Source organism: Microbispora sp. H13382, assembly GCF_014161445.1.
Taxonomy (GTDB): Bacteria; Actinomycetota; Actinomycetes; order Streptosporangiales; family Streptosporangiaceae; genus Microbispora.
This window is the reverse complement of the sequence record NZ_JABBXA010000022.1, coordinates 1-26,931: the sequence shown is the minus strand read 5'-3', so window position 1 is coordinate 26,931 and position 26,931 is coordinate 1. Positions and strand designations below refer to the sequence as shown.

The following is a 26,931-nucleotide window of genomic DNA, read 5'->3' as shown; positions in this document are numbered from 1 at the left end:
GTCGATCAGGTGGCCGAGCCGATGTCCTCGGCCAGGGCCTCCTCCTCCAGTTCCTCCCGCCGCGCGGCGGCCGGATCGGCGGCGGCCATCTCCGCCTGGGCGCGCTCGGCCTCGCCGAGCTGCCGGTGCGCGGCGGTGAGGACCACCGCGCCGAGGAGCACCGCGGCGGCGCCCAGATAGAACGGCGCGTGCCGGCTGTCGAAGTGCTCGGCGAGCTTGCCCGCGACGAAGGGCGCGAGGCCGCCGCCGATGAATCGGATGAAGCCGTAGGACGCGGAGGCGATCGGCCGCTCCACGGGCGAGACGGTCATGACCGCCTGGGTGGTGACCGTGTTGTTGACGCCGATGAAGATGCCGGCCACGATCACGCCGCAGATCACGACGGTCCGGTTGTCGGTGAACAGCGCGATCACCAGGATGTCGAGGCTGAACAGCACGAGGTTGGCGTAGAGCGTGCGGGCGATGCCGAAGCGGGCCTGCAGCCGCGGGGCGCCGAAGACCGAGAAGACCGCGACGAGGATTCCCCAGCCGGTGAAGACGAGGCCGAGCTGGTGCTCGTTGAGCTCCATCGGGTACGGCGCGTAGCCGAGCACCGTGAAGAAGCCCCAGTTGTAGCAGAGCGCGGTCAGGCCCAGGATGAGCAGGCCGCGATGGCGCAGGGCCTTGATCGGGGCGGTCACGCTGGTCCTGGTCGCCGGCGTGGGCGTCGGCCGCACCAGGGTGACGGTGGCGATCAGCGCGATCGCCATCAGGACCGCGACGCCGAAGAACGGGCCGCGCCAGCTGATGCCGCCCAGCACGCCGCCGAGCAGGGGGCCGACCGCGATCCCGACGCCGAGCGCGGTCTCGTACAGGATGATCGCTCCGGCGAAGCCGCCGCTGCTCGACGCGACGATGACGGCGAGCGAGGTGGCGATGAACAGGGCGTTGCCGAGGCCCCAGCCGGCGCGGAAGCCGACGATGCCGCCGATGCTGCCGGACATCCCGGCGAGGGCGGCGAACACCACGATCAGGGCGAGGCCCGCGATGAGGGTGCGCTTGGCGCCGATCCGGCTGGAGACCCACCCGGTGACGAGCATCGCCACGGCGGTGACGACCAGATAGCTGGTGAACAGCAGGGAGACCTGGCTGGGCGTGGCGTGCAGCTTCGAGCTGAGGGCCGGCAGGATCGGGTCCACCAGGCCGATACCCATGAACGAGATCACGCAGGCGAAGGCGACGGCCCAGACCGCCTTCGGCTGCTTGAAGGGATTGGAGACGGGGGCATGAGCAGAGCTCACCGGACCTCCTGGTAGTAGCGAGGGGGAGCCGACCGGGCCCCTACTCGTCGGCCGCGCTCTGGAGCAGGCGCCGGAGCAGGGGAAGGAACTCGCCGGCGGCCCGCGTCAGCTCACGCAGCTCGCCGGGGGACAGCGTGCCGAGCATCTCGTCGAGCCGCTCTCTGCGCCGGCGGCGCCGCTCGGCCAGCAGCGCGCGGCCGGCGTCGGTGACGCCGACCAGCACGGCCCGGCCGTCCTGGGCGTCGACGCCGCGACTCACCAGCCCTTCGCGCTCGAGGCGCTGCACGAGCTGGGTCATCGATGGCTGGGTGACGCCCTGCTCAGCCGCGAGCACGCTGAGCCGCGCCGGGCCGTTCCTGTCCAGGTACGACAGGGTCGTCGCGGCCGTGAGGCTGATCTCGCGCGTGGACAGCCGCCGTACGGCGAGCACCGCGAGGTCGTCCAGGATGGCCGCGATCGGGTGGGCATCCTCGCGGGAATCGGCGTTCGGGGAGTCGGACACAGGAGTTCCTCCGGACGGGAACCAGATTTACATAGGAAGCTTATACAACTGTCCGCAGCGGGATGCGTCGCCCCCTGTGGTGAGTGATGGCGTGGATCGCCGGGACGCCGCCGGGGCACGGCGGAGGGCCCCGGTCCGGGCGAAGCCCGCTACGCCCGGACCGGGCCCTCGCCGCGCTGCCGCCGAGGTCAGAAGGGCCAGTCGGCCGACGTGCCCGCCTCCAGCAAGGGGATCATGCGGAAGCAGGCGTCGGAGAAGCCGCCGAACTCGTGCCGGTTCGCCGAGCCGGTCCGCATCGCCGCGGCTCGGTAGCCGCCGAGGTTGAAGCCGTACACCGGCACGCTCGCCGGAACCGCGGTGGTGACCCCTCCTCCGTGGGACCCGGCCATGGTCTGCATGTCCGAGAGGATCACCACACGGTCGTGACCGTGCCACGACCGGGTGAGCGCGTCGGCGATCAGCGTGCCGTGGCCGACCTCGCCGATCCGGGCGCGGAACCGCTCGACCTCACGCAGCACGGACGCTCCCGGCCGGATCTCGTGCCGGAAGACGCCGTTGGCGAAGCCCACGAGGTCCACCCGGTCGCCGCGCGCCGCGAGGGTCACGCCGAACAGCGCCGCCGTGTCGACGGGGGCGACCGTCGACCGCGCGGAGACCGCCCCGGACGCCATGGACGACGACGTGTCCACGAGCACGAGCGTGCGTCCCCGGAACGGCGGCACGTTGCGGGTGGCGAGCGTCAGCGCCGTCTCCAGGGCGTGGGCCCAGCGGAGCGACGGCGCGTTCCGGTACGCCGAGAAGAACCGGAACGGCAGCTGCCGGGAACGCGCGACCTCCTCCGGATCGGTGAGTCTCGCAATGACCCGCTCGGCGACGTCGTCGCCCACGCCGGCCTCGTCGAAGTTCCGCAAATTCCTCAAAAGCGCCATATATCCCATCGACGGGATGACCGCCGACCAGGCCTGTGCGTCCATCGGGCCCTGCAGCCAGCCGGCGAGCGCCTCCCAGGTCATGCCCGCCGCGGCGAGGCGCTCCGGCGTGGACAGCGCCGTCCGGCGCTCCTCCGCCGGAAGGGCGAGCAGCGCGGCCCGCTCACGCAGCGTCCGCAGCGACGCCGGGATCGGCTTGTCGCGGTTGTGGCGCCGGTCGAGCGCGTGCGCGAACAGGTCGCCCTGCCAGGCGCGCCGGTCGTCGGCGGGCGTGGGATGGACGAGCTCGACGACGTCGCCGAAGCGGAAGCCGCGCGCGCCGCTGTCGTACTTGACCAGGGAGCGTTCGGTGTAGAGCCGCCGCACGGCGTCGGCGATGCCGCGCTTGACCGGCTTGGGGACGGCCCGGCCGTACCGGGACGTCCAGTAGGCGAGCGCCTCTCCCGGCTCGTCCGCCCGCTGGAGCACGGAGGCGACGAGCTCGCGGTTGCCGCCGTGCAGCCCGGCGGCGAGCCTGGCGTGCACGGACTCCAGGGCGGCGACCAGGGACGCCGAGCGCATGTTCGCCCCGCCCCGCAGCCACGGCAGGAAACGGGCCATCCAGTCGCCGTCCTCCACCGCGACCCGGTGAACGAGGGCGCGGAACCTGCCGTCGCGGTCGCCCGCGCTCTCGTAGAAGGTGTCCTCCCCGGCCATGTTCGACACCGCGAGGACGAACAGCTCCGACCTGGGGTCGCGGAGGTAGCCGGTGGCGCCCTCGTGCGTACGACCGCGCGGGACGGCCTCGGTGGTGACCGGGCTGACCGCCGCGGGCCTGGCCGTGCCGGTGTTGAATTTCGCCATGGAAACGGGCTCCTTCCACGTCAGGGAAGGAGCCCGTCCTCGTTCTCCGGAACGCGCCCGAGATCGGAAGCGGCGCCGGTAACAGCGCTCTGCCGGCTGAGCTACCGGCCGGATTTCCGGCCGGGCAGGACTCGAACCTGCGACCACTCGATCCCGAATCGAAGTAACCGCTGCCTTCGCACCGGGCGCGGCCGGTGAAGTCGTGCTCCTCCCGAGATCGGGGTGACGGGGGTTGGCCCGCCTGTGGGGCCGGCAGCCCATGGGAGCTGTAAGGATTCGAACCTCGAAGTAACCGCTGCCTTCGCACCGGGAGGTGCGTGGTCATTCATGTGCCGGCTCCGGAGACCGGCGACTCTTGTGCTGTTTCCCGAGCCGCCGGATCCTTGCCACGGCGGAAATCCTAACCACGCCGCGGTTTCGTGCGCAGTTTGTTTTCCGCGCCGTGTGGCCGGATCGGCCGCGTGCCCGCCGCGAATCAGCCATTGATCAGCCGCGCTCGGCGGGCGGCCAGCCGTGGCCCCAGCCGCCCTGTGCCATCGTCTGGAACGCCCACCCCTCCTCGGTGCGCACCAGCAGGTCGCCGTAGTGCATGCTCTCCCTCCGGCCCTCGACCGTCATCGTCGCCGTGGTCTCCACGAAGACGAGGTTGGGGCTGAGGAAACGCGGCGTCCGCACCGACTCGAGCCCGAGCCCCGCCGTTCCGCCGCCCATGGCCTCCTTCATCGCCTCGACGTACTCCTCGCGCGTCCACTGCCGCACCGCGGCGAAGCCGCCCGGCACGTCGGTGACCAGGTTCATCGGGAAGACCGCCAGGTCGGCCAGCTTCTCGATCTCCCCCTGCTCGGCGAGCGCGTCGTACTGGGAGAACCAGTCCTCGACGCTCTGCAGTTCCTCGTCGCTCGGCTCGTACACGAACAGGCCCCTCTCTTGTCGTACGCAATACCGTACAGCATACGGAAGCGACGGATTCCCGATTTTTCTCCGGGTGCCTACGGCGGGGCTGACGTGCGCCTCTGCCGGGGCGGAGCGTCGCTTCGCGTGCCGGGCCGGACACGCGTCCGGTATGAGACGCCGATCACCGGGTAGCCGTGGGCGTCGTACGTCGCGGAAGGCTCTGAACAGGAGGACCCATGGCCGCTCCGGTCGACTGGGGAAGAGGAGTGGCTGACGCATGGTCGTCGGTCGCCACGTTCGTCCCCAAGTTCCTCGCATTCGTCGTCGTCCTCGCCGTGGGCTGGCTGATCGCCAAGGCACTGCGGAAGGCCGTCGACGCCGTTCTCGAACGCGTCGGGTTCGACCGGTGGGTCGAGCGCGGCAGTGTGGGGCGGGTGCTGGCGCGCAGCAGGTACGACGCGTCCGGCCTGCTCGCGAAACTGGTCTACTACGCGGTCCTGCTGGTCACGCTGCAGATCGCCTTCTCCGTCTTCGGGCCCAACCCCGTCAGCGAGCTGCTCGCCGGAGTGGTGGCGTGGCTGCCCAAGGCCGCCGTGGCGATCGTCATCATCGTGGTCGCCACCGCCATCGCCAGGGCGGTCAAGGACATCGTCACCGCCGCTCTGGGCTCCCTGTCCTATGGCCGGGCGCTGGCCACGATCGCGTCGGTGTTCATCATCGGCCTCGGCGTCATCGCCGCGCTCAACCAGATCGAGGTCGCGACCACCGTCACGACCCCGGTGCTGATCGCCTTCCTGGCCGCCGTGGCCGGCATCCTCATCGTCGGCGTCGGCGGGGGCCTGGTCCGGCCCATGCAGCAGCGCTGGGAGCGCTGGCTGAACCGCGCGGAGGCCGAGACCGACACCATCCGCGCCCAGGCCGCGGCCTACAGCCGGGGCCGTGCCGACGCGATGGAGACGGTCACCGTGCCGCGGACCGAGCAGCGGGTGGGGGCCTTCGCCCAGCCGGCCCCGGCCGCGTACCCGCAGGGTGCCGCGCCGAACGCCGGGAGTGCGCCGAACGCCGGAGCCGCGCCGAGCGCCGAGGGCGCGCAGGCGCCCCGGCCCGCGTATCCCGAGAGCACTCCGCCGGCCGCCCCGGGCGCACCGACGACCCCTGTTCCTCCGGCCGGCACGGTTCCTCCGGCCGGCACGGTTTCACCGGGGAGCGCGGTCTCACCGGGGGCGCAGGCGGGCTCTCAGGGGGTTCCCGGAACGCAGGGCGCCCCGATGCCGCAGGACGCGCCGGGCGAGGCGCGGCCCACCTCCTCCTGGACGAATCCTCCGGAGGAGCCTCCGTCGCCGCGCGGGTGAGCGCGTCGCCGTTCGTCGCGGGGCGTCCCTCCACGGGGAGGGGCGCCCCGCCGCCGCGTCGTCAGGCCGGTTCGGCCGCGGCGTCGAGCATCAGGCAGACGGCGGTCATGCGCAGGGCGGCGAAGTCGAGCGGCTGGTCCGGTCCCGGCGCCAGCCAGCCCTTCTCCCGCGCGCCGTCCCAGTAGCCGATCAGGTAGGCGACCAGAGAGGCGGGCCCCACGCGCTCGCCCAGCTCCGCGATGGCGTGCCTGACGGCGGCCATGTGCTGGTCCAGCGAGGCGAGGATCCCGGGGTGCTGGTGCCGCAAATCCAGCACGCGCTGCGCGAACTCGGTACGGATGCGGGCAGGCCAGGACTGCTCGGACACAGAAGTCCCCCGGAGGATCAAAGCGATGGATGCCTCATCACGATAAGCGCCTCCGGGAGCAAAGCGCTCCAGAATGCACGCTGTCCACACAGGTTTCAGCCGGGCTGGGAGGGAGCGGGCCGGAAGGGAGCGAGGACCGCGGCGAAGGCCCAGCGGAGCGGGCTTCGCGAGGACCGGGGCTTCTTCCGGCGCGGTGACCGGCCCGGACGCGGACCGCGGTGAGGGGCGGGGTTGTCTCCGACGGGGTGACCGGCCTCGCCGCGATTCCTGAGCATGCGTGAAGAAGCCAGGTTTCAGAGCGGAGGCGTGCTGGAGCCGCGCACGACGAGTGTGGCCGGCAGAATCCGGGGCGGCGGGGCGTCCGCGCCGTTGATCATGGAGACGACCGCCTCCGCGGCGGCGGTGCCGAACCCGTCCTTGTCCTGGGCGACGGTCGTCAGGCCCGGTGGCACGAGCGCGGCCACCTCGATGTCGTCGAACCCGACCAGGGCGATGTCCTCGGGCACCTTCAGGCCGGCCTCGCCGATCGCGACCAGTGCGCCGACGGCCATCTCGTCGCCCGCGACGAACACGGCGTCGGGCCGGTCGTCGGCCTCCAGCAGGCGGCGCATCGCGGCGTGGCCGCCCGACAGGTAGAAGTCGCCCTCGACCACGAACTCGGGCCGGCGCGGCAGCCCCAGCCGGGCCAGCTCGTCCTGGTAGCCCTGCAGGCGCTCGGCGCCCGGCCGCGTGTGCGCCGGGCCCGTGATCGTGGCGATGGCCCGGCGTCCCTGCTCGTGCAGGTGCCGTACGGCCAGGTGGGCGCCGCCGACGTTGTCCGAGGTGACGTACGTGGCGCGGGGGCCCTGCACGGGACGGTCGAGGCTGACGCAGGGGATGCCCGACTCGGCCAGTTGCCGCAGTGAGGGGTCCCAGGTGCCACTGTCGATCATCACAACGCCGTCGAGGTTGTGCCTGCGCACGGCGCGTACGTAGGCGTCCTCGGTCGGCTCCCCGCTCGTGGCCAGCATGAGCAGGTGGTAGCCGCGGCCGCTGAGCGCGGTCTTCAGGCCGATGAGAATTTCCTGGAAGAACGGGTGCCGCCAGCCGGGGCGGCGGTGGTCGGTGTCCCACACGAGGCCGACCATGAAGGACTTCTTGGTGGCCAGCGTGCGGGCCGACTCGTTGGGCAGGTAGCCGATCTGGCGCGCCGTCCGCAGGACCTGCTCCCTGGTCTTCGCGTTCACCACCTTGGGGTTGTTGAACACGCGGGAGACAGTCGCGGGAGACACGCCGCACAGGCGCGCCAGCTCTCTGATCGTTGCCACGGACCAAACGCTATCGCATCTCGCTGTAACCGGTTTCATGCAACCGGTTTCCCCGAAAATACGCAACCATCGGGCGGCTCGTCAACCAGTAAGCAGAATTTCCCTCCGTCACGTTTTCGTGACTTGACAGCGTCCCCTTCTTTTATGTGTGATTGCAAGCATCGGCCGGCGCTTTCTCGTTGCCACGGGCTCGGCCGCTGTCACGTCTCGCAGCCGCTTCCCTTCCTCCTGCGAGGGGGTTCAGGTGTTCGCTGCGGAACCCCGTCTGCCCGCGTGTGTGCCCGCCGTACGGCTCGGCGGGTCCCGTGGCTGCCGGGGGAACGGTCCCATCGCCCACACGGCCGGCCGCCGTGTCCGGGCTGTTCACCGGAGCGGGCACGGAACCTGGAGCGAACAGGGAATGACGGCGACCGACGAACGCCCTGCCATGCCGCGGGTCTTTCCCGCGGGCTTCGTGTGGGGCACGGCCACCGCGGCGTACCAGATCGAGGGGGCCGTCGACACCGACGGCCGGGGGCCCTCGATCTGGGACACCTTCTGCCGGGTGCCCGGCGCGGTGGCACGGGGCGAGTCGGGTGAGTTCGCCTGCGACCACTATCACCGCTGGCAAGAGGATGTCGATCTCATGAAAGACCTGGGGGCGGGGGCCTACCGATTTTCCGTTGCCTGGCCGCGGGTGCTGCCCGACGGCCGCGGGCCGGTGAACCGGCGCGGGCTGGACTTCTACCGCCGGCTCGTGGACGCCCTGCGCGAGGGCGGCATCGAGCCGTACGTGACTTTGTACCACTGGGACCTGCCACAGGCGCTGGAGGACCGCGGGGGCTGGCGGGTCCGCGGCACCGCCGAGCGTTTCGCCGACTACGCCGAGGTCATGTACGAGGCCCTCGGCGAGTCGGTCTCGAACTGGATCACCCTCAACGAGCCGTACTGCTCGTCGATCGTCGGCTACGGCGAGGGCCGCCACGCGCCCGGAGCCAAGGAGGGGGAGGGCGCGCTGGCCGCGGCCCACCACCTGCTGCTGGGGCACGGCCTGGCCGTCACCCGCCTGCGGGAGATGGCCAGGCCCGGTCAGCAGATCGGGGTGACGCTCAACATGTCGCCCACGGTGCCGGTGACCTCCTCGCCGCAGGACCTCCAGGCCGCACGGCGGATGGACCTGCTGGTCAACCGGCAGTTCACCGAACCGCTCTTCGGCGGGGCCTACGCCGCCGACATGGCCGAGACGTTCGGCCGGATCAGCGACTTGTCCTTCCGCCGGGACGGCGACCTGGAGATCATCGGCAGGCCGGTGGACTTCCTCGGAGTGAACTACTACTACCGGCTGCACGTAGAGGCCGCGCCGTACGACGAGCCCGACCCCGCCCGGCGCACGGCGTTCGACCTGGGCGTGCGCACCGTCACGCCGGAGCACGCGCGCACCAGCGGGCTCGGCTGGGTGGTGGAGCCCGAGGGGCTGTACGAGACGCTGGTCGGGCTGACCTCCCGCTACCCGGACCTGCCGCCGGTCTACATCACCGAGAACGGGTACGGCGACGACGGCGCGCTGGAGGACGACGGGCGCATCGACTATCTGCGCGACCACCTGGCCGCGACCCGTGACGCGATGGAGGCGGGCGCGGACGTGCGGGGTTACTTCTGCTGGTCGCTGATGGACAACTTCGAGTGGGCCCGGGGCTACTCCGCCAGGTTCGGCATCGTGCACGTGGACTACGACACCCAGGTGCGCACGCCGAAGGCCAGCTTCCACTGGATGCGGGACTTCATCACCGACCCGGTCGTCACCGCGCCCGTCACCGCCCGCCCCGCGACCACCGCCCCGGTCGACATCCTGGTCGCCGGCACCCCCAGGGGTGAGCGCCCGGTAGGGGACTGAGAGACACCTGCCCGGATTGGCCGGCCGCGCCCTGGTGTGTGCCGGTCAATTCCCCTTTTGATGCGCCGAATCCTGATTAATCAGCTACGTTGTGATCAACGTACGAGCGCATCAGGGCAGGACTAATGAACAAGGAGCAGGGCCCGCCGGGAATCGACGTGACGGTCCCCAGCGTCGCCCGGATCTACGACTATCTCCTCGGTGGCAAGGACAACTTCGCCGTCGACCGGGCCGCGGCCGAGAAGCTCATCGAGCTGACCCCTAACGCGCGAGAGGGCGTGCGCACCAACAGGCGCTTCATCCGCCGTGCGGTGACCCTCATGGCCCGGGCGGGCATCCGTCAGTTCCTCGACATCGGCGCCGGGCTGCCGACGCAGGAGAACGTCCACCAGGTCGCGCTCGGCGAGGCCCCCGACTCGCGCGTCGTCTACGTCGACAACGACCCGATCGTGCTCGCCCACGGCAGGGCCCTGCTGGCCGACAACGCCCAGACGATCGTCGTGGACGGCGACCTGCGCGAGCCCGAGGCCATCCTCGGCGATCCCCGGATCAACGAGCACATCGATTTCGGCAAGCCGGTGGGCCTTCTCATGGTGGCCGTGCTGCACTTCATCCCCGGCACCGAGGACGCCGAGCGCATCGTCGGCACACTGCGCGAGCGGCTCGCCCCCGGCAGTGCGATGGCCATCAGCCACCTGTCGTACGGCGACCTCGACGAGGAGAAGATCCGCGAGGGACGCGAGCTGTACAAGGGCACCTCCGCCGGGGCGGTCACCCCGCGGACCCACGCCGAACTGCTGCGGTTCTTCGACGGGTTCGACCTGGTGGAGCCGGGTCTGGTCGTGACCGAGGAGTGGCGGCCCGAGCCCGACGAGCCGAAGCTGCCGAGGATCCCCGGGGTCGACGGCTACGCCGGCGTCGGCCTGCTGCGCTGACGGGGTCTTCGACGAGCCGGCCCGCCGCTTGAGAGCGGCGGGCCGGTCACCGGATCACGCGGCCGCGATCCACAGGTCGGGGCCGAACACCTCGTAGTGGATGCCGGAGGCGGGCACGCCGCGCTCGACCAACTGCGCGCGTACCGCCCGCATGAACGGCAGCGGCCCGCACAGGCAGGCCACGACGTCCCGGGGCAGGTCGATCGCCGACAGGTCGGCCAGGCCCGCGTGCTCCGCGTCACCCGCGTGCCCTGGGTCGAGGTCCTCGTACCACCGGTGCAGGGTGGCGCCGGGCAGCGCCGCCACCAGGTCCGCGAGCTCCTCGCGGTGGACGTGGGCGTCCGGGGAGCGGTCGGCGTGCACGACCACGACCCGCCGCTCCGACCCGGTGGCGACGAGGTGGCCGAGCATCGACAGGATGGGGGTGACCCCGATCCCCGCCGAGGCGAGCAGCAGCGGGCCGTCGCCCTCGGGCAGGGTCAGGTCGCCGAAGGGCGCGGAGACCGCGAGCACGTCACCGGGCCGGACACGCTCGTGCAGCCAGGTGGAGACCTCGCCCTCGGGGGCGCCCTCGCCGTGCACTCGCTTGACGGTGATCCGCCAGTCGCCCCTCGCCGGGGAGTTCGACAGGCTGTACTGCCGGATCTGCCGCGCGCCGTCGGGCAGCGTCACCTGGACGCTGACGTACTGACCCGGGAGGAAGGGCATCGGCAGGTCCGGGCGCAGGAGGAAGGAGACCGTGTCCGCCGTCTCGTCGCGCCGCTCGACCACCGTGGCCCGCGTCCAGCCCCGGCCCGCCTCGCGGTAGAGGTCGCGCTCCAGGCCGATCAGCGTCTCGGCCATGAGCCAGTAGACCTCGTCCCACGCCTGGGCGACCTCGGGCGTGACGGCGTCGCCCAGCACCTCGCCGATGGCGCCGAACAGGTACTTGTGCACCACGGCGTACTGCTCCTCGGTGACGCCGAGGGAGGCGTGCTTGTTGGCGATCCTGGACAGCATCGTTCCGGGAAGCTGACCGGGGCGCTCCACCAGCATGGTCGCGAACGCGGCGATCGAGCCCGCCAGCGCGACGCGCTGCTCGCCGTTGGCCTGGTTGCCCCGGTTGAACAGGTCGCGCAGCAGCTCCGGGTTGTCCGCGAACATCGTGTCGTAGAAGCGGGCGGTGATGTCCTGGATCGCGCCCGCGATCACGGGCAGGGTGGCGCGGACGGTCGCGGCCGACTCAGGGGAGAGCATGGCTTCCTCCAAATTGGTATCCAAGATGCAAATTAAGCGCCATGGACCTGCCGTATCTTCCTGTTCGCGCAGGTCAGGTGAGAGTGAGCAGCACCGGTCTCGATGACGAGGAGACCAGTTGATCCACGGTGATCGGATCGAGGGAGGCGTAGAAGGCCTGCTGTGCCGAGCGCAGTGCGGCGCGCAGGCTGCAGGCGGCCCGCAGCGGGCAAGGGGTCTCCCCCTCGCAGGTGACGACCTCCCCCTCTCCCTCCAGTTCGCGGACCAGCCAGCCGATCGACGCCGTACGGCCGAATCCGGTCAGCTCCAGACCACCCCCGCGGCCCCGGCGGGCCTCCACGACGCCGAGGTGCTGCAGGCGGGCGATGGCCTTGGCGGTGTGGTTGTAGGGGATCGCCATCGCCTCGGCCACCTGGCGGGTGGTGAGCGACGCCCCGGGCTCCAGGACCGCCAAGCGCATCGTGACGCGCAGGGCCAGGTCCGTGAACTTCGTCAACCGCACGTCTCGACGCTAGCAAATCGGTATCCAGCACTCCAATTTGGGGTGCACGGGACGGCCTGAAGTTGTCGGTGCCGCGATCTAGGGTTGGGCGCGACAGGATCCGTGACGAGAAGGGGGAACCCATGACGACCCTGGCTGGTCGCCCGAACACCGCGCTGCTGGTCATCGACGTGCAGAACGGCGTGGTGGCAGGCGCCCCCAACCGCGACACGGTGATCGCGAACATCGACACCCTGGTCGGCAAGGCGCGCGCGGAGGACGTGCCGGTGATCTGGGTGCAGCACTCGGACGACCACGATCTCAAGCGGGACAGCGAGAACTGGCAGTACGTGCCGGAGCTGGTCCGCCGCGACGCGGAGCCGCTCGTCCACAAGAGGTACGGCGACTCGTTCGAGGACACCGAGCTGGAGGCGCTGCTCGCCGAGCGCGGGGTGGGCCGGCTCGTCGTCACGGGCGCCCAGACCGACGCGTGCATCCGCTCGACCCTCCACGGGGCCTTCGCCCGCGGATACGACGTGACGCTGGTCGGCGACGCGCACACCACCGAGGACCTCACGGCCTACGGTGCGCCGGCTCCGGAGCAGGTGATCGCGCACACCAACCTCTACTGGCAGTGGCAGAGCGCCCCCGGCCGCCGCGCCGGGACCGTCGGCACGGCGGAGGTGACCTTCGCCGCGGGCTGAGACTCCGCGCTCGCGGGCCCGGCTGACCGGATGTGACGCGGGGACGGCTCCCGCGTGGTTCACCGGCAACCAGGAGGGTGCCCTCCGGATTCCGGCGCGGCTGAGGGGGCATCACCCCGGGTGAGCGGGCCGCGGGTGGGGACGGCGCCGCTCGCTGTCGATCGTGAGCGTGGTGGACGTGACCGCAGCCGCCTGTCCCGAAGACCTCGTCCGGGCCGTCCGGGCGGCCGGCGTCCGTGACGAGCGCCTGCTCCAGGCCGTGCGCTCGACCCCGAGAGCCGGTTTCGTCCCCGCCGAACACGTCGCCCACGCGTACGAGGACGTGCCGATCCCCATCGCGCACGGGCAGGTGACCACCCAGCCGTCGCTGTCCGCGAACATGATTGAGGGGCTGGGACTCACCGGCCGGGAGCACGTGCTGGAGGTCGGCAGCGGCCTCGGCTACCAGACCGCGCTGCTCGCCCGTCTCGCCGCCGACGTGGTCAGCGTCGACCTGTGGCCCGACCTCGTGCGCGCGGCGCGGCGCAACCTCGCCCGGCAGGGCATCCGCAACGCGGAGGTGCTCGTCGGCGACGGCGGCCAGGGGGTGCCCGATCACGCCCCCTACGACGCCGTCATCGTCTCGGCGGCCTTTCCCACGGTGCCCGCGCCGCTGGTCGAGCAGTTGCGGCTCGGCGGCCGGCTGGTGCAGCCGATCGGCACCGGCGGCCGGGAGGAGGTCGTGCTGTTCGAGCGCACCGTCATCGGCCTGGAGCCCCGGCAGGTCCTCACGCTGGCCCGCTTCGTCCGCCTCCACGGCCGCTACGGCTACCCGTCCTGACCCTGTGGTCCCGAGCCAGGGGATTAGGACGTTATCCATGTGAGTTTCGGTCATCTAGATCGATCTTTTGCGCAGTAAGTGTGGTGCTGCAACACGTGACCAAGGCCCGCGGAGGCTTCGAAGTCGCAGGTGGTGAGGTTAGAGGGACGGCTCGTCTTCGCCCTCGCTTCACCCAATTCCGGTAATGCGGAATATCAGCACTTATCTCCTCTTTACGTGATGATCGTCTGTCGATACCGTGTGATCACTTTGCCGAAGATCGTTCCAGTGTCGCCGAGCCTCTCCTGAAGCTCCGCTTCACGCGAGCGTCGCGCGCGGCCTGCTGCGTGCTGACGGAGGGGTGTACGGGGTGCGACGGGGTGGATTTGGCCTGGGCAAAATGGGCCCAGCTCGGTGGGTGCTGCGTGTCACGACTGTGGCGGTTATCGCGCTTCTGCCTGGAACGTTGCAACTTCCCGCATATCCGGCCCCGGCGTCCGCGCCGCGCGTCGTGCTGAACCTGCCGAATGTCACATCCGGCTCGTCCAACGCCCCGCCGGTGCAGCAGTCGGGTTCGGCGCAGGGACTGCCGCACCTGGTCGACGCCTCGGCCACCCAACCGCGAGACCTGCGGATTCCCGGCCCGCGCCCGAGCGACGATGGGAAGCGACCGGAGGGCGGGCTTCCGCTGGACAAGCCACGCACGCCGTCTGACGAGCCGGCAAAGGGCGGTTTGAAGTCTCCGCCGCCGCTACCGGCCGAGTTCAGGGAGCCGAAGCCCGAGGAGGTGGCCCCTCCGCAGGCCGTTCAGGGGCAGGGCCTGTCGATGAGGCGGGTGGGTCCCGCCAGGGCCGCGGCCTTGAACGCACCGGAACATGTCGTGAATCGGGAGACGTCTTCCGCGACGTCGGCCGGCGTATCGTCGAAGCTCGTACCCAGGATGGCGGAGGGCGACGCTCCCTCCGTGTCATCCCTTTCGGCCTTGGGAACCCAGGGTTCGGACGGGTGGACGTTGTCGTCGCTGACGCCGTATTTCCAGGCGAAGGTCACCGACCCCTTGTACCGGTCGTCCTACCTGGCGTACGAGGTCGAGCATGATCCCTCGGTGCCCGCCCAGGGCTCTGGTCTGATCGCTTCGGGCAAGGGGACGACCTCGGCGTCGTCCGGGTCGTTCGCCTCCGTCAGCGTGCCCTCCGGAAAGCTGACGGACGGTTGGCTGGTGCGCTGGCGGGTCCGTGGCGTCACCACGAGCGGTGTGGAAGGGGCGTGGTCGGACTGGCAGCCGGCGAAAATCGACGTTTCCAAGCCCGGGGTGTCGGAGCTGTCGACGAACGGCATGCCGGGTGCGGGTACGTGGACGCTGACGTCGCTCACGCCGGACTTCCGGGCGAAGGTCACCGACCCGGTCTACTTCCGCTACTCCTATCTGAGTGCCGAGGTGGAGCACGACCCGTCGGCGCCGGCTCAGGGGTCGGGTCTGATCTGGTCGGGTACGGGCACGACGCCGACATCTTCCGGCAGCCCGTACGCGTCGGTGACCGTGCCGAGAAACAAGCTGACCGATGGCTGGTTGGTGCGGTGGCGGGTCCGGGCCGTGACGACCACGGGTGTGTCCGGGCCGTGGTCCGACTGGCAGTCGGCCAAGGTGGACATCTTCAAGCCCACCGTGTCGGGCCTGTCGGTGGAGGGGACACAGAGCTCGGGTCTGTGGACCTTGTGGTCGCTGACGCCGCAATTCGAGGCGAACATCAGCGACCGAGTGGACTCTCGGTACTCGTATCTGAGTGCGGAGGTGGAGCACGACCCGTCCGTGCCTGACCAGGGCTCCGGTCTGATCTGGTCGGGTACGGGCACGACGCCGACGTCCTCGTCCACCTCCACCGCCTACGTCAAGATGCCGGCGGGCAAGCTGACCGACGGCTGGATGGTGCGGTGGCGTGTCCGCGGTGTGACGACGAACGGCCTGATCGGACCGTGGTCGGACTGGCAGACCTCCAAGATCGACATCACCAAGCCCGCGGTTTCGGACGTCACGACGACCACGGGGATGAGGAACACAGGGCTGTGGACCATGTGGACGTCGACCCCGGATTTCCGGGCGAAGATCACGTCCACCACCTACATGGACCTCGGATCGAACTCCTATCTCCGGGCGGAGGTGGAGCACGATCCATCGGTGCCTGACCAGGGGTCGGGTCTGATCTGGTCGGGTACGGGCACGACGGCCACGTCCTCGAGCGATCCGTACGCGTCGGTGACGGTGCCGAAAGACAAGCTGAATGATGACTGGGTGGTGCGCTGGCGAGTTCGCGGCGTGACCACCAAGGGTCTGGCCGGCCCGTGGTCGGACTGGCAGACCGCGAAGGTGGACGTCACCAAGCCGTTGGTGTCCGACATCGGGGTGCAGGGGAGCCAGAGCGGCGGCCTGTGGACGATGTGGACGCTGACGCAGAGCTTCTCGGCGAAGATCAACTACAACTCCATTCTCGGTCTCGGGCCTAACGCCTACCTCGGGGCGGAGGTCGAGCATGATCCGTCGGTGCCGGACCAGGGGTCGGGTCTGATCTGGTCGGGCAAAGGCACGACGGCGACGTCCTCGAGCAGTTCGTACGCCTCGGTGTCGATGCCCACGGGGAAGCTGACCGATGGCTGGCTGGTGCGCTGGCGTGTCCGCGGTGTGACGACGACGGGGATCAACGGGCCGTGGTCGGAATGGCAGATCGCGAAGATCGACGTCAACAAGCCTGCCGGGACCGGCCTCGGCGTGGTCCCGGGAACCAAGACCGCGGACGACTTCTGGGTCCTGGCCTCGTCCACGCCGTGGCTGTACACGAAGGTGACCACCGAGAGCGGCGTCGCCTCCTACCTCGGCGCGGAGATCGAGCACGATCCGTCGGCGCCGGACCAGGGGAGCGGACTGATCTGGTCGGGGACCGGGACCAAGTCGTACGCATCCGGATCCAACGCCTGGGTGCAGGTGCCCACGGGCAAGCTCACCGACGGCTGGCGCGTGCGCTGGCGGGTCCGGGGCGTGACGACGACCGGGGTGGCAGGTCCGTGGTCGGACTGGCAGACCGCCAACGTGAGCGTCGACAGACCGGCTGTGGCTGCGGTGGGGATCACTCCCGGAACGGCGGGCGTCTGGTCCTGGACGGCTCAGTCACTCACTCCGTGGCTGTTCGCGAAGGTGACGGACGCACAGGGACGCAGCTCCTATCTCGGGGTCGAGGTCGAGCACGACCCTGAGGCGACCGACCAAGGATCAGGTCAGATCTGGGCCGGAACCGGTACCACCGCGTACCCGTCCGGCTCGAACGCGTGGACGGTCATCCCGGCCGGAAAGCTCACCGACGGCTGGCGGATCCGCTGGCGAGTGCGCGGCGTCACCACGAGCGGAGTGAACGGCCCGTGGTCGGAATGGCAGAGGGCGACCGTCGCGGGCCTGCCGTTCCAGACCTTCTCTCCTGCGGACAACACGCAGGTGAGCACGTTGCGTCCGACCTTGTCCGCGCACGCGCAGTCGCCGGTCGAGGCCAAGGTGACCTACTGGTTCCAGATCTGCTCGGGGACCAAGGACCACTGGACGTGGTGTGAGAGCTCGTGGGATTGGAGCAAGAACGGGACGTTCACCGTCCCGAAGGACAAACTGCAGTGGGGCAAGACCTACTGGTGGTATGCCAAGGCCGCCACGAGCACCGTAACCGTGACCTCCCCGTGGATGAGCTTCACCACCGCCCCCGAACAGGGCACCGTCAACTCCCTGCTCGTGACCGGCACCGAGGGCCGGGAGTTCAACTACGTGAACGGCGACTACACGCGATCGGTCACCGATCTGTCCGTCGCCGCTCCCGGCCCGCCGCTGGCCGTCACCCGCTCCTACAACAGCCTTGATCCGCGTTCGGACGGGGCGTTCGGTTCCGGCTGGTCCACGCGATGGGACATGCGGATCCAGGACGAGGGGCAGGCGATCAGCTATCCGTCCATGGTCGGGCACTGGCGTCTGGGCGACCTGCTGGGCAGTGTGTTCGCGGCGGACGCGTCCGGCCGGAGATTCAACGCCGCGCTGTCTGCGGGCACGTCCCCGGTCCAGGGGAAGATCGGCGGTGCCGTCGCCAAGTCGGGTGGAGCGGTGGCCACCGCACCCGGGCCGGTGCTGCGCACCGACGACAGCTACACGGTCGCGTCCTGGCTCAAGCTGAACGACCGGTCGGGCTCCTACCAGGTGTCCCGGCAGAACGGCGACAACGGAGCGCCGTACTACCTGGGCGTCGACCAGGCCACCGGGCAGCTCAAGTTCGCCACCTACGCATCCGACACCGCCGGTTCCGCCAGCACGACCGTGCTGTCGGGAGTGGACGCGCCAGTCGGACAGTGGTTCCACGTCGCCGGCGTGTACGACAAGGCCGCAGGCTCGATCTCCCTCTACCTCAACGGCGACCTGATGAAGACGGTCACCGGCGTCTCCGCCGGCTGGAACGCGACCGGCACGACGGTGCTCGGCAGCGACGTCAAGGGCGCCATCGACGACCTCCGGATGTTCCAGAAGGCGCTGTCGTCGGCCGAGATCCAAGGGCTGGCCGCCATCAAGACGATCACGCCCCCCGCCACCGTGCTGATCACCTACCCCGACGGTACCCAGCAGCGCTTCGCGTCCAAGGGCGACGGCACCTACGCCTCCCCGCCGGGCACCTTCGCGACCCTGGTCAGCCTGGACGACGGCGGCTGGCGGCTGATGGACCGGTCGGCCACCTCCTACTGGTTCGACACCTCCGGTCGCCTGACCAAGGTCAGCGACAGACGGGACCGCACACAGGACTTGGTGTACGGCACGGACGGCAAGCTGCTGAAGGTCACCGCGACCGGTGGACGTTCGCTCACCTTCGGCTGGACCGGCGGGCACGTGACCAGCGTCGCCACCGACCCCGTCGACGGCGCTCCGATCACCTGGATCTACGAGTACGACGGCGACAAGCTGGTCAAGGCATGCCCCCCGGCGGCCGATGGCGCCTGCACCACCTACACCTACACCGACGCATCCGGCTACCGAAGCGTCGTCCTCGATGCCATGCCCGTCGGCTACTGGCGCCTCGGCGGCACCGCGACGGCGTTGCGGAGCAAGGTGCCCAACTCCGCCGGGCTGGACTTCGGCGCGAGCGACGGCGTGCTCAGAGGCACCACCGCGAACGCGACAGCGGGCGTCGCGGGAGCACTGGCCGGCACGCCGGACACGGCCATGACCTTCGCGGGCACCGCGGGCTCGGCCTACGTGTCACTGCCTGAGGCGACCGTCAGCGGGCTCGGCGGCAGCCTCTCCGTCGAAGCCTGGTTCAAGACCACCAGCTCGGGCACGATCCTCGGCTACCAGAGTTCCTACGAGGACGATCCGGACTCCTACGGTCTGGGCGTCTACGTCGGGACGGACGGCAAACTCCGCGGCCAGTTCTGGAATGGAACGATCGCCCCGATTACCAGCCCCGGCAAGGTGAACGACGGGAACTGGCACCACGTGGTGCTCTCCGGCGCCGAGGACATCCAGACCCTGTTCCTGGACGGCCAGCCGGTCGGCGGGCTGGCCGGCAAGATCACGCACACCGGCAGCTACGAGATGTGGGACACCCGCATCGGTGCCGGGTTCGGCGGCCCGAGCTGGCCGTTCACCACGGGGTCGTTCACCGCCTTCCCATTCGCCGGCAGCATCGACGAGGTCGCGGTCTACAACAGGCCCCTCGGGCTCGGCACCGTCCGCACCCACTACGCCGCGCGGCTGGCCCATCCGCTGCTGACCAAGGAGACCCAGCCGTCGGGACGCGTCCACGCGGAGAACACCTACAACGCCGACGGCGGCCGGCTCACCACGCACACCGACGACGACGGCGGCACCTGGAAGCTGTCGGACCTGATTTACACCAAGGACTCGACCACCCAGATCTCGGCCACGGCGACCGTGACCGACCCGCACAACGGCACGCTGACCTACGTCACCAATGCTCTGCGCGGATATCAGGTCGTCTCCGCCACCGACCAGCTGGGCAAGACCACGAGGTACGCCTACGACGTCGGCGGATTCCCCGCGAAGGTCACCGACCCGAACGGCAACGCAACCGACATGTCGTACGATGCGCGCGGTAACCGTGTGGCCAGGAAGACGTGCCGCAGTAGCGGCACGTGCTTCACGGAGTACTACTCCTACTACCTGAGCGCGGACGACCCCTTCGACCCCCGCAACGACCAGTTGACGGAGTATCGCGACGCGAGGTCCTCGAGCGCGACGGACGACACCTACCGCACCACGGTCGAGTACAACCAGTACGGAGCCAAGGTGAGACAGACCGGTCCGGCGACGAGCGACTTCCCCTCCGGTCGTTCGGCGAGGTGGACCTACACCGACGGCACCGAGCCTGCCGTGGGCGGAGGCACGACTCCCGCAGACCTGCTGAAGACGCAGACCGATCGCCGGGGCAAGCAGGCGACGCTCGCTTACACCTCTGCGGGGGACCTCGCCGGCGTCACATTCGCGTCCACGCTGGTGGTCAACTACGCCTACGACGCCATCGGCAGGCCGGTGAGCACCACGAAGGTCTCGCCGGCCGTACCGGACGGTGTGACCACGACGTACGGCTACGATCCGGTTGGGCGGCTCGTCCGGACCACCCAGGCCGGCGTCAGGAACGAGATCACCGGGGCGACCCACACCGGTGAGAAGCGGACGACCTACGACGCCGACGGGAACCGGCTGACCGAGGTCGCCGCGGATCTCACAGGCGGCGATCCGGATCGCACGATCACCTACACCTACGACGACTTTGGCCGGATCGCGTCCATCGAGGGTCCGGAGGGCGGTGTGCAACGCTACGCCTACGACCACAAGGGCCGGAAGGTGAGTTTCACCGACGAATCCGGCGCCGAGTACCACTACGGCTACACCGCCAGGGACGAACTGGCGACCACCACCCTGATCGGCTGGGCCGGAAGCCCGGCGAATCCCCAGGCCGCCGCCGACGTCGTCATGGAGTCGCTCTCGTACGACCCGGCCGGCCGGCTGGCCGGCAGGACCGACGCCATGGGCCGGACCAGGGAGTTCACGTATTACGGTGACAACCGTCTGGCGCAGGTGATCGCCAAGGGAGCCCGGCTCAACGGCTCCACCAGCGGTCAGGACGTGGTCCTGGAAGAGGACTCCTACGACGCGGCCGGCAACCGGACCAGGCAGGTCGTCGGTGGCGGGAAGACACGCACCGACTACGCGTACGACGCCGCCGACCGGCTCACCTCCCAGACTTTGGACCCTGGAGGACTGGGCCGTAAGACCGGCTACGGCTACGACGCCAATGACAACGTCATCTCCACGACGAAGACCGCCGCGGGCACCTCACGGACCGAGAGCGTGACCGCAGAGTTCGACGACGCGGACAACATGGTCAAGCAGGTCGTCGAGAACGGGACCGCCGACCTGGTCACCACGTGGAAGTACGACGCCCGCGGGCTGGTCACGGAGATCACCTCACCGCGCGGCAACGCCTCCGGCGCCGACCGATCGGACCACACGACTCTGCTGCGCTACGACGTGGTGGGCCAGCTCGTGGAGACCAAGCAGCCCGCGGTCGCCGTCGAGCGGGAGGGGGGCTCCCCGTCCACTCAGCGGCCCGTCATCCGGTACGGCTACAACACAGCGGGAGAGCGGACCGTCGTCCTCGACCCTGAGGGGCGGGCGAGCTCGGTCGTGTACGACAAGGCGGGCCGGCGAGTCTCGCAGACGTCTCCGTCGTACACGCCGCCCGGCGGCACGGCGATCACGCCCGTCACCACGTATGCCTACGATGCCGCCGGCAGGGTCACCACGATCACGGACCCGCGCGGCAACGTCACCACCAACACCTACGACGCCCTCGGACGGCCCGTCCGGGTGACTCAGCCGCCCGCCACCGGCGGCGCGACTCCCGGGCACACGGACTACACCTACACGCTCAACGGCGAGTTGCTGTCACTCACCGATCCCACCGGCGCCAGAAAGGAGGCCACCTACGACGATCTGGGCCGCCAGATCACCTCGACCGTCATCGAGCGCAAGCCCACTCCGGCCACGCTGACCTCGTACTCGACCTATGACGACGCGGGCAACCTCCTCACCGAGAAGCGGCCGGGGGGTGACACCACCACCGCGACCGTCAATCCCGCGGGTGAGCTCACGGAACTGACGGACCCACTGGGTGACGCGACGACCTTCGGGTTCGACCTCGCGGGACGGCAGACCAAGGTCACCGACCCGCTCGGCAACGCCAGCGGCATCGCCTACGACCTGGCCGGGCGCCCCACAATGGTCGAGGACCTGGACGCCGGCGGGGCGACCCTCCGCAGCCGCGCGATCGACTACGACCTCGACGGCAACCCGATCAGCCGCACCGACGCCGAGGGCCACACCGTCACCTTCGACTTCGACGCGCTGGGCCGCGTGAGGAAGATGGTCGAGCCCGTCAGCGCGGACGGCTCGATCACCACGTCGTTCGGCTACGACGCCGTAGGCTCGCGGACGCGGTACACCGACGGGCGGGGCAACGCCACCGTCACCACCTACAACGCTCTCGGGCTGGCCGAGTCGGTGATCGAGCCGTCCACGGCCCAGCATCCGAACGCCGCCGATCGCACGTGGACCACGAGCTACGACGCCGCGGGCAACCCCGTGAAGCAGGTTCTGCCGGGTGGGGTCACCATCACGAACACCTTCGACAACCTCAACCGGCTGGCCCAGCAGGCCGGCAGCGGCGGCGGCTCCGCCCCGACCGCGCCGAAAACCTTCGGCTACGACCTGGCCGGGCACACCGTCACGGCTGGCGACCTCGCCTTCACTCTGAACGACCGAGGCCAGATCCTCAAGACCACGAAGGGTGGCGTGGACCAGGCGGCCTTCGCCTACGACGCCAATGACCGCCTGGTGCAGCGCGGCGACGCCGCGGGCACCACGACCTTCACCTGGGACGGCAAGGACCGGCTGAAGACCACCGTCGATCCGCTCACCGGTGTGACGGTCAGCTACGACTACGACAAGGCCAACCGGCTCACCTCGGCGTCGTACGGCGAGGGCGGGTCGCAGCGCACCTACGGCTACGACGCCCTGGACCGGGTGACCAGCGACGTGCTCAAGACCGGTGGCGGCGCGGATCTGGCGTCCATCACCTACGGGTACGACAAGGAGGACCGCCTGACCTCCAAGGTCACCGCCGGCACCGCGGGCGCGGGCAGCAACGGCTACACCTACGACTTCGCCGGGCGGCTCACCTCCTGGACCGACCCGTCCTCGACCACGACCACCTACGAGTGGGACGCGTCGGGGAACCGCACGCGGGCGGGCGACGACACCTTCACCTACGACGAGCGCAACCGCCTCACCTCCGGCGCAGGGGTCGACTACACCTACACCCCGCGCGGCACGCTGGCGTCGGCGACCAAGGACGGGACCGTCAGGGCCTTCTCCTTCGACGCGTTCGACCGGATGGTCGGCGACGGGAACGCCGACTACACCTACGACGCCCTCGACCGCATGACCGGCCGCACCAAGGGCGGCGCCACGACCAGGTACGTGTACGCCGACATGAGCAACGACCTGGTCGCGGTCACCGACGACGCCGGAGCGGTGTTGGAGGCCTACAGCCGGGGCGCCTTCGGCGACGTCGTGTCCGCCAAGATCGGTACGGGTGAGGCCCAGTTCCAGGTGGCCGACCGGCACGGTGACATCGTCGCGGCCTTCGCCGCGGGCGCGACCGGTCTGGCCGGCTCCACCGCCTACGACCCCTTCGGCAAGGTCGCCACGAGCTCTGGCACCCGGCCCCAACTCGGCTTCCAGGGCGAGTGGGCCGACGCCGACACCGGTCAGGTCAACATGCACGCCCGCTGGTACCAGCCCGGCACGGGCACCTTCACGAGCCGCGACACCTGGGACCTGGAACCCATCCCGTCGATTCAGGCCAACCGCTACACCTACGTGGGCGGAGCCCCTCTCGACCGCATGGACCCGACGGGACATCAGCAAGTGGAGGTCTGCCTCGCGGGTTACGCGTGTGGAGGCTATATCTGCAGCGGCGACTACTGCGCCACAACAGATTCCCACTGGCAGTGGTGGATTTCGTACATGGACTCACCTCAGTTCAAGGATAGCCAGCCGCAGATCTCGGACGAACGAGCCAGGGAACTCGGTGTGATGCCGAATGGGAGACCCGCTCCCAAGGACTATTGGGACCAACCCGCTGAGATTCGGGAAGCGTACTTGGTGATGTACAACCCGTACAAGAGCGATGTCCAGCTTGCCAAGAACTGGTCCCTGCTCAAGGACATCTACGAGAAAATGCAGGCGGAGGGAGGTGAATTGGAAGTCGTGCGCGGGAGAGGCGGGGCGCAATCGCTACAAGTTGCATGTAGAGGATGTAGGAATACAAAGAAGGGCGCGAAGGGTGGTATTGCGCCACCTCCCGCCAGTGAGGATGATAATGACTGGCTACAGTGGCTAAGTACTGTCGGCGTATGTAGTAAGCACGGTTTGGTCGCTTGCGGGCAGGTGGCGGCGATATCTGCGTACACGATGATGCAGACACGGGGCCTTAAAGGTCACAGTAATGCTCACAACGCTATTCGTCATTTCGCCTGGATGGCGGCGTTGTACATAGTGGTAGGCCCAGTGGTTGCCAATGATGTCGGCGAAGCTCACGAAGCGGGAGTCGGTAGGAAGAATTATCTCGACAGCGTCCGGGACAGGTACAACAATGCGATCGCGCTCCAGTATGCCGAGAACAATAAAGGCTCTCTGTATGCGACCTACTTGTTGTCGGCGCCTGGGCAGGGCATTCCCGACCTAGTCAATCGTCTCATCGATACGGGCGGCAGCAAGTACAACGCCGGCCAGTTGGCTGTGGTGGTGAGAGGTAACGTGGTCATCGGAGGGAAGGTAGTCTACCGTGGCTAGAGACCTTAATCGACTCGTCGGCGTCTTACTCGGTGGAGCGATCATATCTGCCACCTCCGTGGCGTGCTCGGGCGAGTGTAATGCTGCGGCTCAGCGATATTTCTCGATAGTCGAGAATGCGACGCAGAAATCTTTCGGTGGAGGTGTTCCCCATCCTGCGGATGAGGTATCGGGCTGCGACTCTGGGGATGATCCATCGGTTCTCATATGGATGGAGGAAAACGGCGACTCGGCGGTCGAGATCGCTGGTCGCATGGAACTGGATGACTGGAAGATGCTGTCTCGCCAGGAGGCGAGACGCTACCTGGGAGAAATTGCTCTTGAGAAACGTGCCGACGGGCAGACGCTTATTGCGGTGGTAAGAAGTGAGCCTGGAGTTCCTGGAAAGGTGGTCGAGGTGGTTCCTGAGGGCTGAATATGCCCTGGTCGTCCTCGGCTGAGACCTCGATGGGTCACGGAAAAACTGGGCCCTTAGGTATGATTTGTCGGCGGCGACACATTTCGCTGTGTGAGGTGAGGGCTGCCTACGTGCGCTTGCTTCAGCGGGTGCCGGGGATGCGGTCGGCGAGGGCGGCGTGGCGGTCGCGGAGCTCGCGCTTGAGGATCTTGCCGCTCGGGTTCTTCGGTAGCGCGTCCACGAACGCGACGGCCTTGGGCACCTTGAACGCGGCGAGCCGCGCCCGGACGTGGGTGCGCAGCTCCTCCTCGGTGATGCTCACGCCCGGCTTGGGCACCACGATCGCGACGACCGCCTCGATCCAGCTCGGGTGGCGGACCCCGACGACGGCCACCTCCGCTACCGCCGGGTGCTCGTAGATCACTTCCTCGACCTCGCGGCTGGCGACGTTCTCCCCGCCGGTTTTGATCATGTCCTTGATCCGGTCGACGACCGTCAGGTAGCCCTCCTCGTCCATCACGCCGAGGTCCCCGGAGTGGAACCAGCCGCCGCGGAACGCCTCGGCGGTCTTCTCGAGGTCGTCGAGGTAGCCGAGGATCGCGTGCGGGCTGCGGTGCACGATCTCACCGATCTCCCCGGGAGCGACGTCGTTGCCGTCGGCGTCCACGACCCTGGTCTCGACGTTCAGGGCGGCCTGGCCGGCCGAGCCCGCCTTGCGGATCTGGTCCTCCGGCTGCAGCATCACCGCGACCGGCGCCATCTCCGTCTGGCCGTAGAAGTTCCACAACCTTACGTCCGGCAGCCGCTCGCCGATCTCCCTGAGCACCTCGACCGGCATGATCGCCGCGCCGTAGTAGCCCTTGCGGAGCGAGGACAGGTCGCGCCGCTCGAAGTCCGGGTGCCGCAGCAGCGAGATCCACACCGTGGGCGGGGCGAAGAACTTCGTCACGCCGTGACGCTCGATCGCCTCCAGCACGGCGGCGGGGTCGGCCCCGGGGAGGATGTGGCTGGAGGCGCCCAGCTGGATGTCCGGCACCAGGAAGCAGTGCTGCTGGGCGCAGTGGAAGAGCGGCATCGCGTGCAGTTCCACGTCGTCGCGGTTCATGCCGCCGTCGATGACACAGCTGGCGTACTGCGCGATCAGCGCGGCGTGGGACAGCACGGCGCCCTTCGGGCGTGACTCCGTGCCCGAGGTGTAGAGGATCTGCGCCGGGTCGTCCGGCCCGATCGGCACGACCGGCTCGGCGGCCTCCTCGGTGAGCAGCGAGTCGAACGGCTCCCAGCCCTCGTCCGCCGTGCCGTACACCATGCGCAGCCGCAGCCCGTCGGCCTGCTTGGCCGCGTCCCGCGCCACGGGCAGCAGGGAGTCCTGCGCGATCAGCGCGACCGCGCCGGAGTGGGACAGCACGTAGGCGATCTCGTCGGCCCCGAGCATGAAGTTCACCGGCACGAGGACGGCCCCGGCGCGGGCCACGCCGAAGATCGTGCGCACGTAGTCCACGCTGTTGCGGGACAGCACTGCCACCCGGTCTCCGGGACGCACACCCCGCGCGGCCAGGGCGCCCGCGACCCGCGTCGCGTCCTCGTCGAGCTCCGCGTACGTACGGGACGGTGCAGTCGGGGATTGGGCAGTGGGGGATTGGGCCGCGTCCGCCACGGCCAGGCGGCCGGGGTGGCGCCGGGCGGAGCGCCGGAGCAGGTCCGCGAGCGACTGGCGGCGAGCGAGGGCGACATCCGGCGACGCGGGGGACATGAGCGGCTCCAACACCAGAACAGAGGAAACTTCTGGATCAGCCTAGTGAGAAGCGCTCGCCTTGGGGAGGGGCCGCCCCCGGCTCTGCCCGAGCACCCCGGCTCTGTCCACCCGCCCCGCCCTGCCCATCCCGCCTCGGCTCTGCCCGCCCCGCCCAAGGCCCTCCATCCTCGACGGCCGGGACTTTGTGCCGCGGTGAGCCTAGACGAGTAAGTCCTAAGCCCGGTCAGTGGTCGTAGGCGATCAGTGATCGGGTGATGGGCTGGTTGGTGGCGCGGTTGTGCCAGATGGCGGCGGTCAGCGCGAGGATGCGCTGGGCGACGCGGGC

General features: G+C 69.4%; 15 protein-coding genes, 1 tRNA gene and 1 pseudogene. 7 read left to right on the top strand and 10 right to left on the bottom strand.

The window, feature by feature from the left end; genetic code table 11:
* Window positions 1-5: 5 nt before the first annotated feature.
* The 5 genes and pseudogenes from HHX41_RS32650 to HHX41_RS32630 all read right to left on the bottom strand — a co-directional run bounded on the left by HHX41_RS32650 (window position 6) and on the right by HHX41_RS32630 (window position 4,466).
* On the bottom strand, window positions 6-1,280 hold the full coding sequence (locus HHX41_RS32650; protein ID WP_169986811.1) for an MFS transporter: 1,275 nt from the start codon (window positions 1,278-1,280) through the stop codon (window positions 6-8).
* Window positions 1,281-1,320: 40 nt separating this feature from the next.
* On the bottom strand, window positions 1,321-1,782 hold the full coding sequence (locus HHX41_RS32645; protein ID WP_169986813.1) for a MarR family winged helix-turn-helix transcriptional regulator: 462 nt from the start codon (window positions 1,780-1,782) through the stop codon (window positions 1,321-1,323).
* Window positions 1,783-2,582: 800 nt separating this feature from the next.
* A pseudogene (locus HHX41_RS42455) lies at window positions 2,583-2,756 on the bottom strand (TROVE domain-containing protein); the annotation flags it as partial.
* Between the two features lie 913 nt (window positions 2,757-3,669).
* Window positions 3,670-3,749: transfer RNA gene (locus tag HHX41_RS32635), tRNA-Ser, on the bottom strand.
* A 291-nt stretch (window positions 3,750-4,040) separates the two neighbouring features.
* Window positions 4,041-4,466: a nuclear transport factor 2 family protein gene (locus tag HHX41_RS32630; RefSeq protein WP_182909022.1), complete on the bottom strand. Its 426-nt coding sequence runs from the start codon at window positions 4,464-4,466 to the stop codon at window positions 4,041-4,043.
* 248 nt (window positions 4,467-4,714) lie between these two features.
* Between HHX41_RS32630 and HHX41_RS41245 the strand changes: the two genes are divergently transcribed.
* Window positions 4,715-5,800, top strand: coding sequence for a mechanosensitive ion channel family protein (locus HHX41_RS41245; RefSeq protein WP_310742290.1), 1,086 nt, complete (start codon window positions 4,715-4,717; stop codon window positions 5,798-5,800).
* A gap of 61 nt (window positions 5,801-5,861) precedes the next feature.
* Here the strand turns inward: HHX41_RS41245 and HHX41_RS32620 are convergent, their stop codons facing one another.
* Window positions 5,862-6,167, bottom strand: coding sequence for a DUF6401 family natural product biosynthesis protein (locus HHX41_RS32620; RefSeq protein WP_169986819.1), 306 nt, complete (start codon window positions 6,165-6,167; stop codon window positions 5,862-5,864).
* Window positions 6,168-6,460: 293 nt separating this feature from the next.
* A complete protein-coding gene (locus tag HHX41_RS32615) occupies window positions 6,461-7,474 on the bottom strand; it encodes a LacI family DNA-binding transcriptional regulator (protein WP_220504627.1) in 1,014 nt (337 codons plus the stop codon).
* A 400-nt stretch (window positions 7,475-7,874) separates the two neighbouring features.
* Between HHX41_RS32615 and HHX41_RS32610 the strand changes: the two genes are divergently transcribed.
* Both HHX41_RS32610 and HHX41_RS32605 read left to right on the top strand, forming a co-directional pair.
* Window positions 7,875-9,347, top strand: a complete 1,473-nt coding sequence (locus HHX41_RS32610; protein WP_182909019.1) for a GH1 family beta-glucosidase — start codon at window positions 7,875-7,877, stop codon at window positions 9,345-9,347.
* A gap of 125 nt (window positions 9,348-9,472) precedes the next feature.
* The gene (locus HHX41_RS32605) at window positions 9,473-10,282 is read left to right on the top strand and encodes an SAM-dependent methyltransferase (protein WP_182909018.1); all 810 of its coding nucleotides are present in this window, start codon (window positions 9,473-9,475) and stop codon (window positions 10,280-10,282) included.
* Between the two features lie 54 nt (window positions 10,283-10,336).
* On the opposite strand, the gene HHX41_RS32600 is transcribed toward HHX41_RS32605, so the two are convergent.
* Both HHX41_RS32600 and HHX41_RS32595 read right to left on the bottom strand, forming a co-directional pair.
* Window positions 10,337-11,518: a globin domain-containing protein gene (locus tag HHX41_RS32600; protein ID WP_182909017.1), complete on the bottom strand. Its 1,182-nt coding sequence runs from the start codon at window positions 11,516-11,518 to the stop codon at window positions 10,337-10,339.
* A gap of 73 nt (window positions 11,519-11,591) precedes the next feature.
* Entirely contained in the window at window positions 11,592-12,020 is a 429-nt protein-coding gene (locus HHX41_RS32595) for an Rrf2 family transcriptional regulator (RefSeq protein ID WP_169988710.1), read from the bottom strand.
* A gap of 122 nt (window positions 12,021-12,142) precedes the next feature.
* Here HHX41_RS32595 and HHX41_RS32590 point away from each other — a divergent pair, with 122 nt between their 5' ends.
* The 4 genes from HHX41_RS32590 (at window position 12,143) to HHX41_RS32575 (ending at window position 24,868) form a co-directional block, all read left to right on the top strand.
* Complete coding sequence (locus tag HHX41_RS32590) at window positions 12,143-12,703, top strand: cysteine hydrolase family protein (RefSeq protein ID WP_169988712.1); 561 nt, start codon at window positions 12,143-12,145, stop codon at window positions 12,701-12,703.
* A 172-nt stretch (window positions 12,704-12,875) separates the two neighbouring features.
* Complete coding sequence (locus HHX41_RS32585) at window positions 12,876-13,523, top strand: protein-L-isoaspartate(D-aspartate) O-methyltransferase (RefSeq protein ID WP_310742289.1); 648 nt, start codon at window positions 12,876-12,878, stop codon at window positions 13,521-13,523.
* Window positions 13,524-14,466: 943 nt separating this feature from the next.
* Complete coding sequence (locus tag HHX41_RS32580) at window positions 14,467-24,453, top strand: LamG-like jellyroll fold domain-containing protein (protein WP_182909016.1); 9,987 nt, start codon at window positions 14,467-14,469, stop codon at window positions 24,451-24,453.
* Window positions 24,446-24,868, top strand: a complete 423-nt coding sequence (locus HHX41_RS32575) for a hypothetical protein (protein WP_182909015.1) — start codon at window positions 24,446-24,448, stop codon at window positions 24,866-24,868. The genes HHX41_RS32580 and HHX41_RS32575 overlap by 8 nt, the downstream gene beginning before the upstream one ends.
* A 124-nt stretch (window positions 24,869-24,992) precedes the next feature.
* Here the strand turns inward: HHX41_RS32575 and HHX41_RS32570 are convergent, their stop codons facing one another.
* Window positions 24,993-26,603, bottom strand: coding sequence for a fatty acyl-CoA synthetase (locus HHX41_RS32570; RefSeq protein ID WP_182909014.1), 1,611 nt, complete (start codon window positions 26,601-26,603; stop codon window positions 24,993-24,995).
* Window positions 26,604-26,931 lie beyond the last annotated feature (328 nt).

Bases quoted from the DNA above. Each gene is read 5' to 3' on its own strand.
- HHX41_RS32610 (WP_182909019.1), top strand. From the start codon at position 7,875: ATGACGGCGACCGACGAACGCCCTGCCATGCCGCGGGTCTTTCCCGCG.
- HHX41_RS32605 (WP_182909018.1), top strand. From the start codon at position 9,473: ATGAACAAGGAGCAGGGCCCGCCGGGAATCGACGTGACGGTCCCCAGC.
- HHX41_RS32600 (WP_182909017.1), bottom strand. From the start codon at position 11,518: ATGCTCTCCCCTGAGTCGGCCGCGACCGTCCGCGCCACCCTGCCCGTG.
- HHX41_RS32590 (WP_169988712.1), top strand. From the start codon at position 12,143: ATGACGACCCTGGCTGGTCGCCCGAACACCGCGCTGCTGGTCATCGAC.
- HHX41_RS32570 (WP_182909014.1), bottom strand. From the start codon at position 26,603: ATGTCCCCCGCGTCGCCGGATGTCGCCCTCGCTCGCCGCCAGTCGCTC.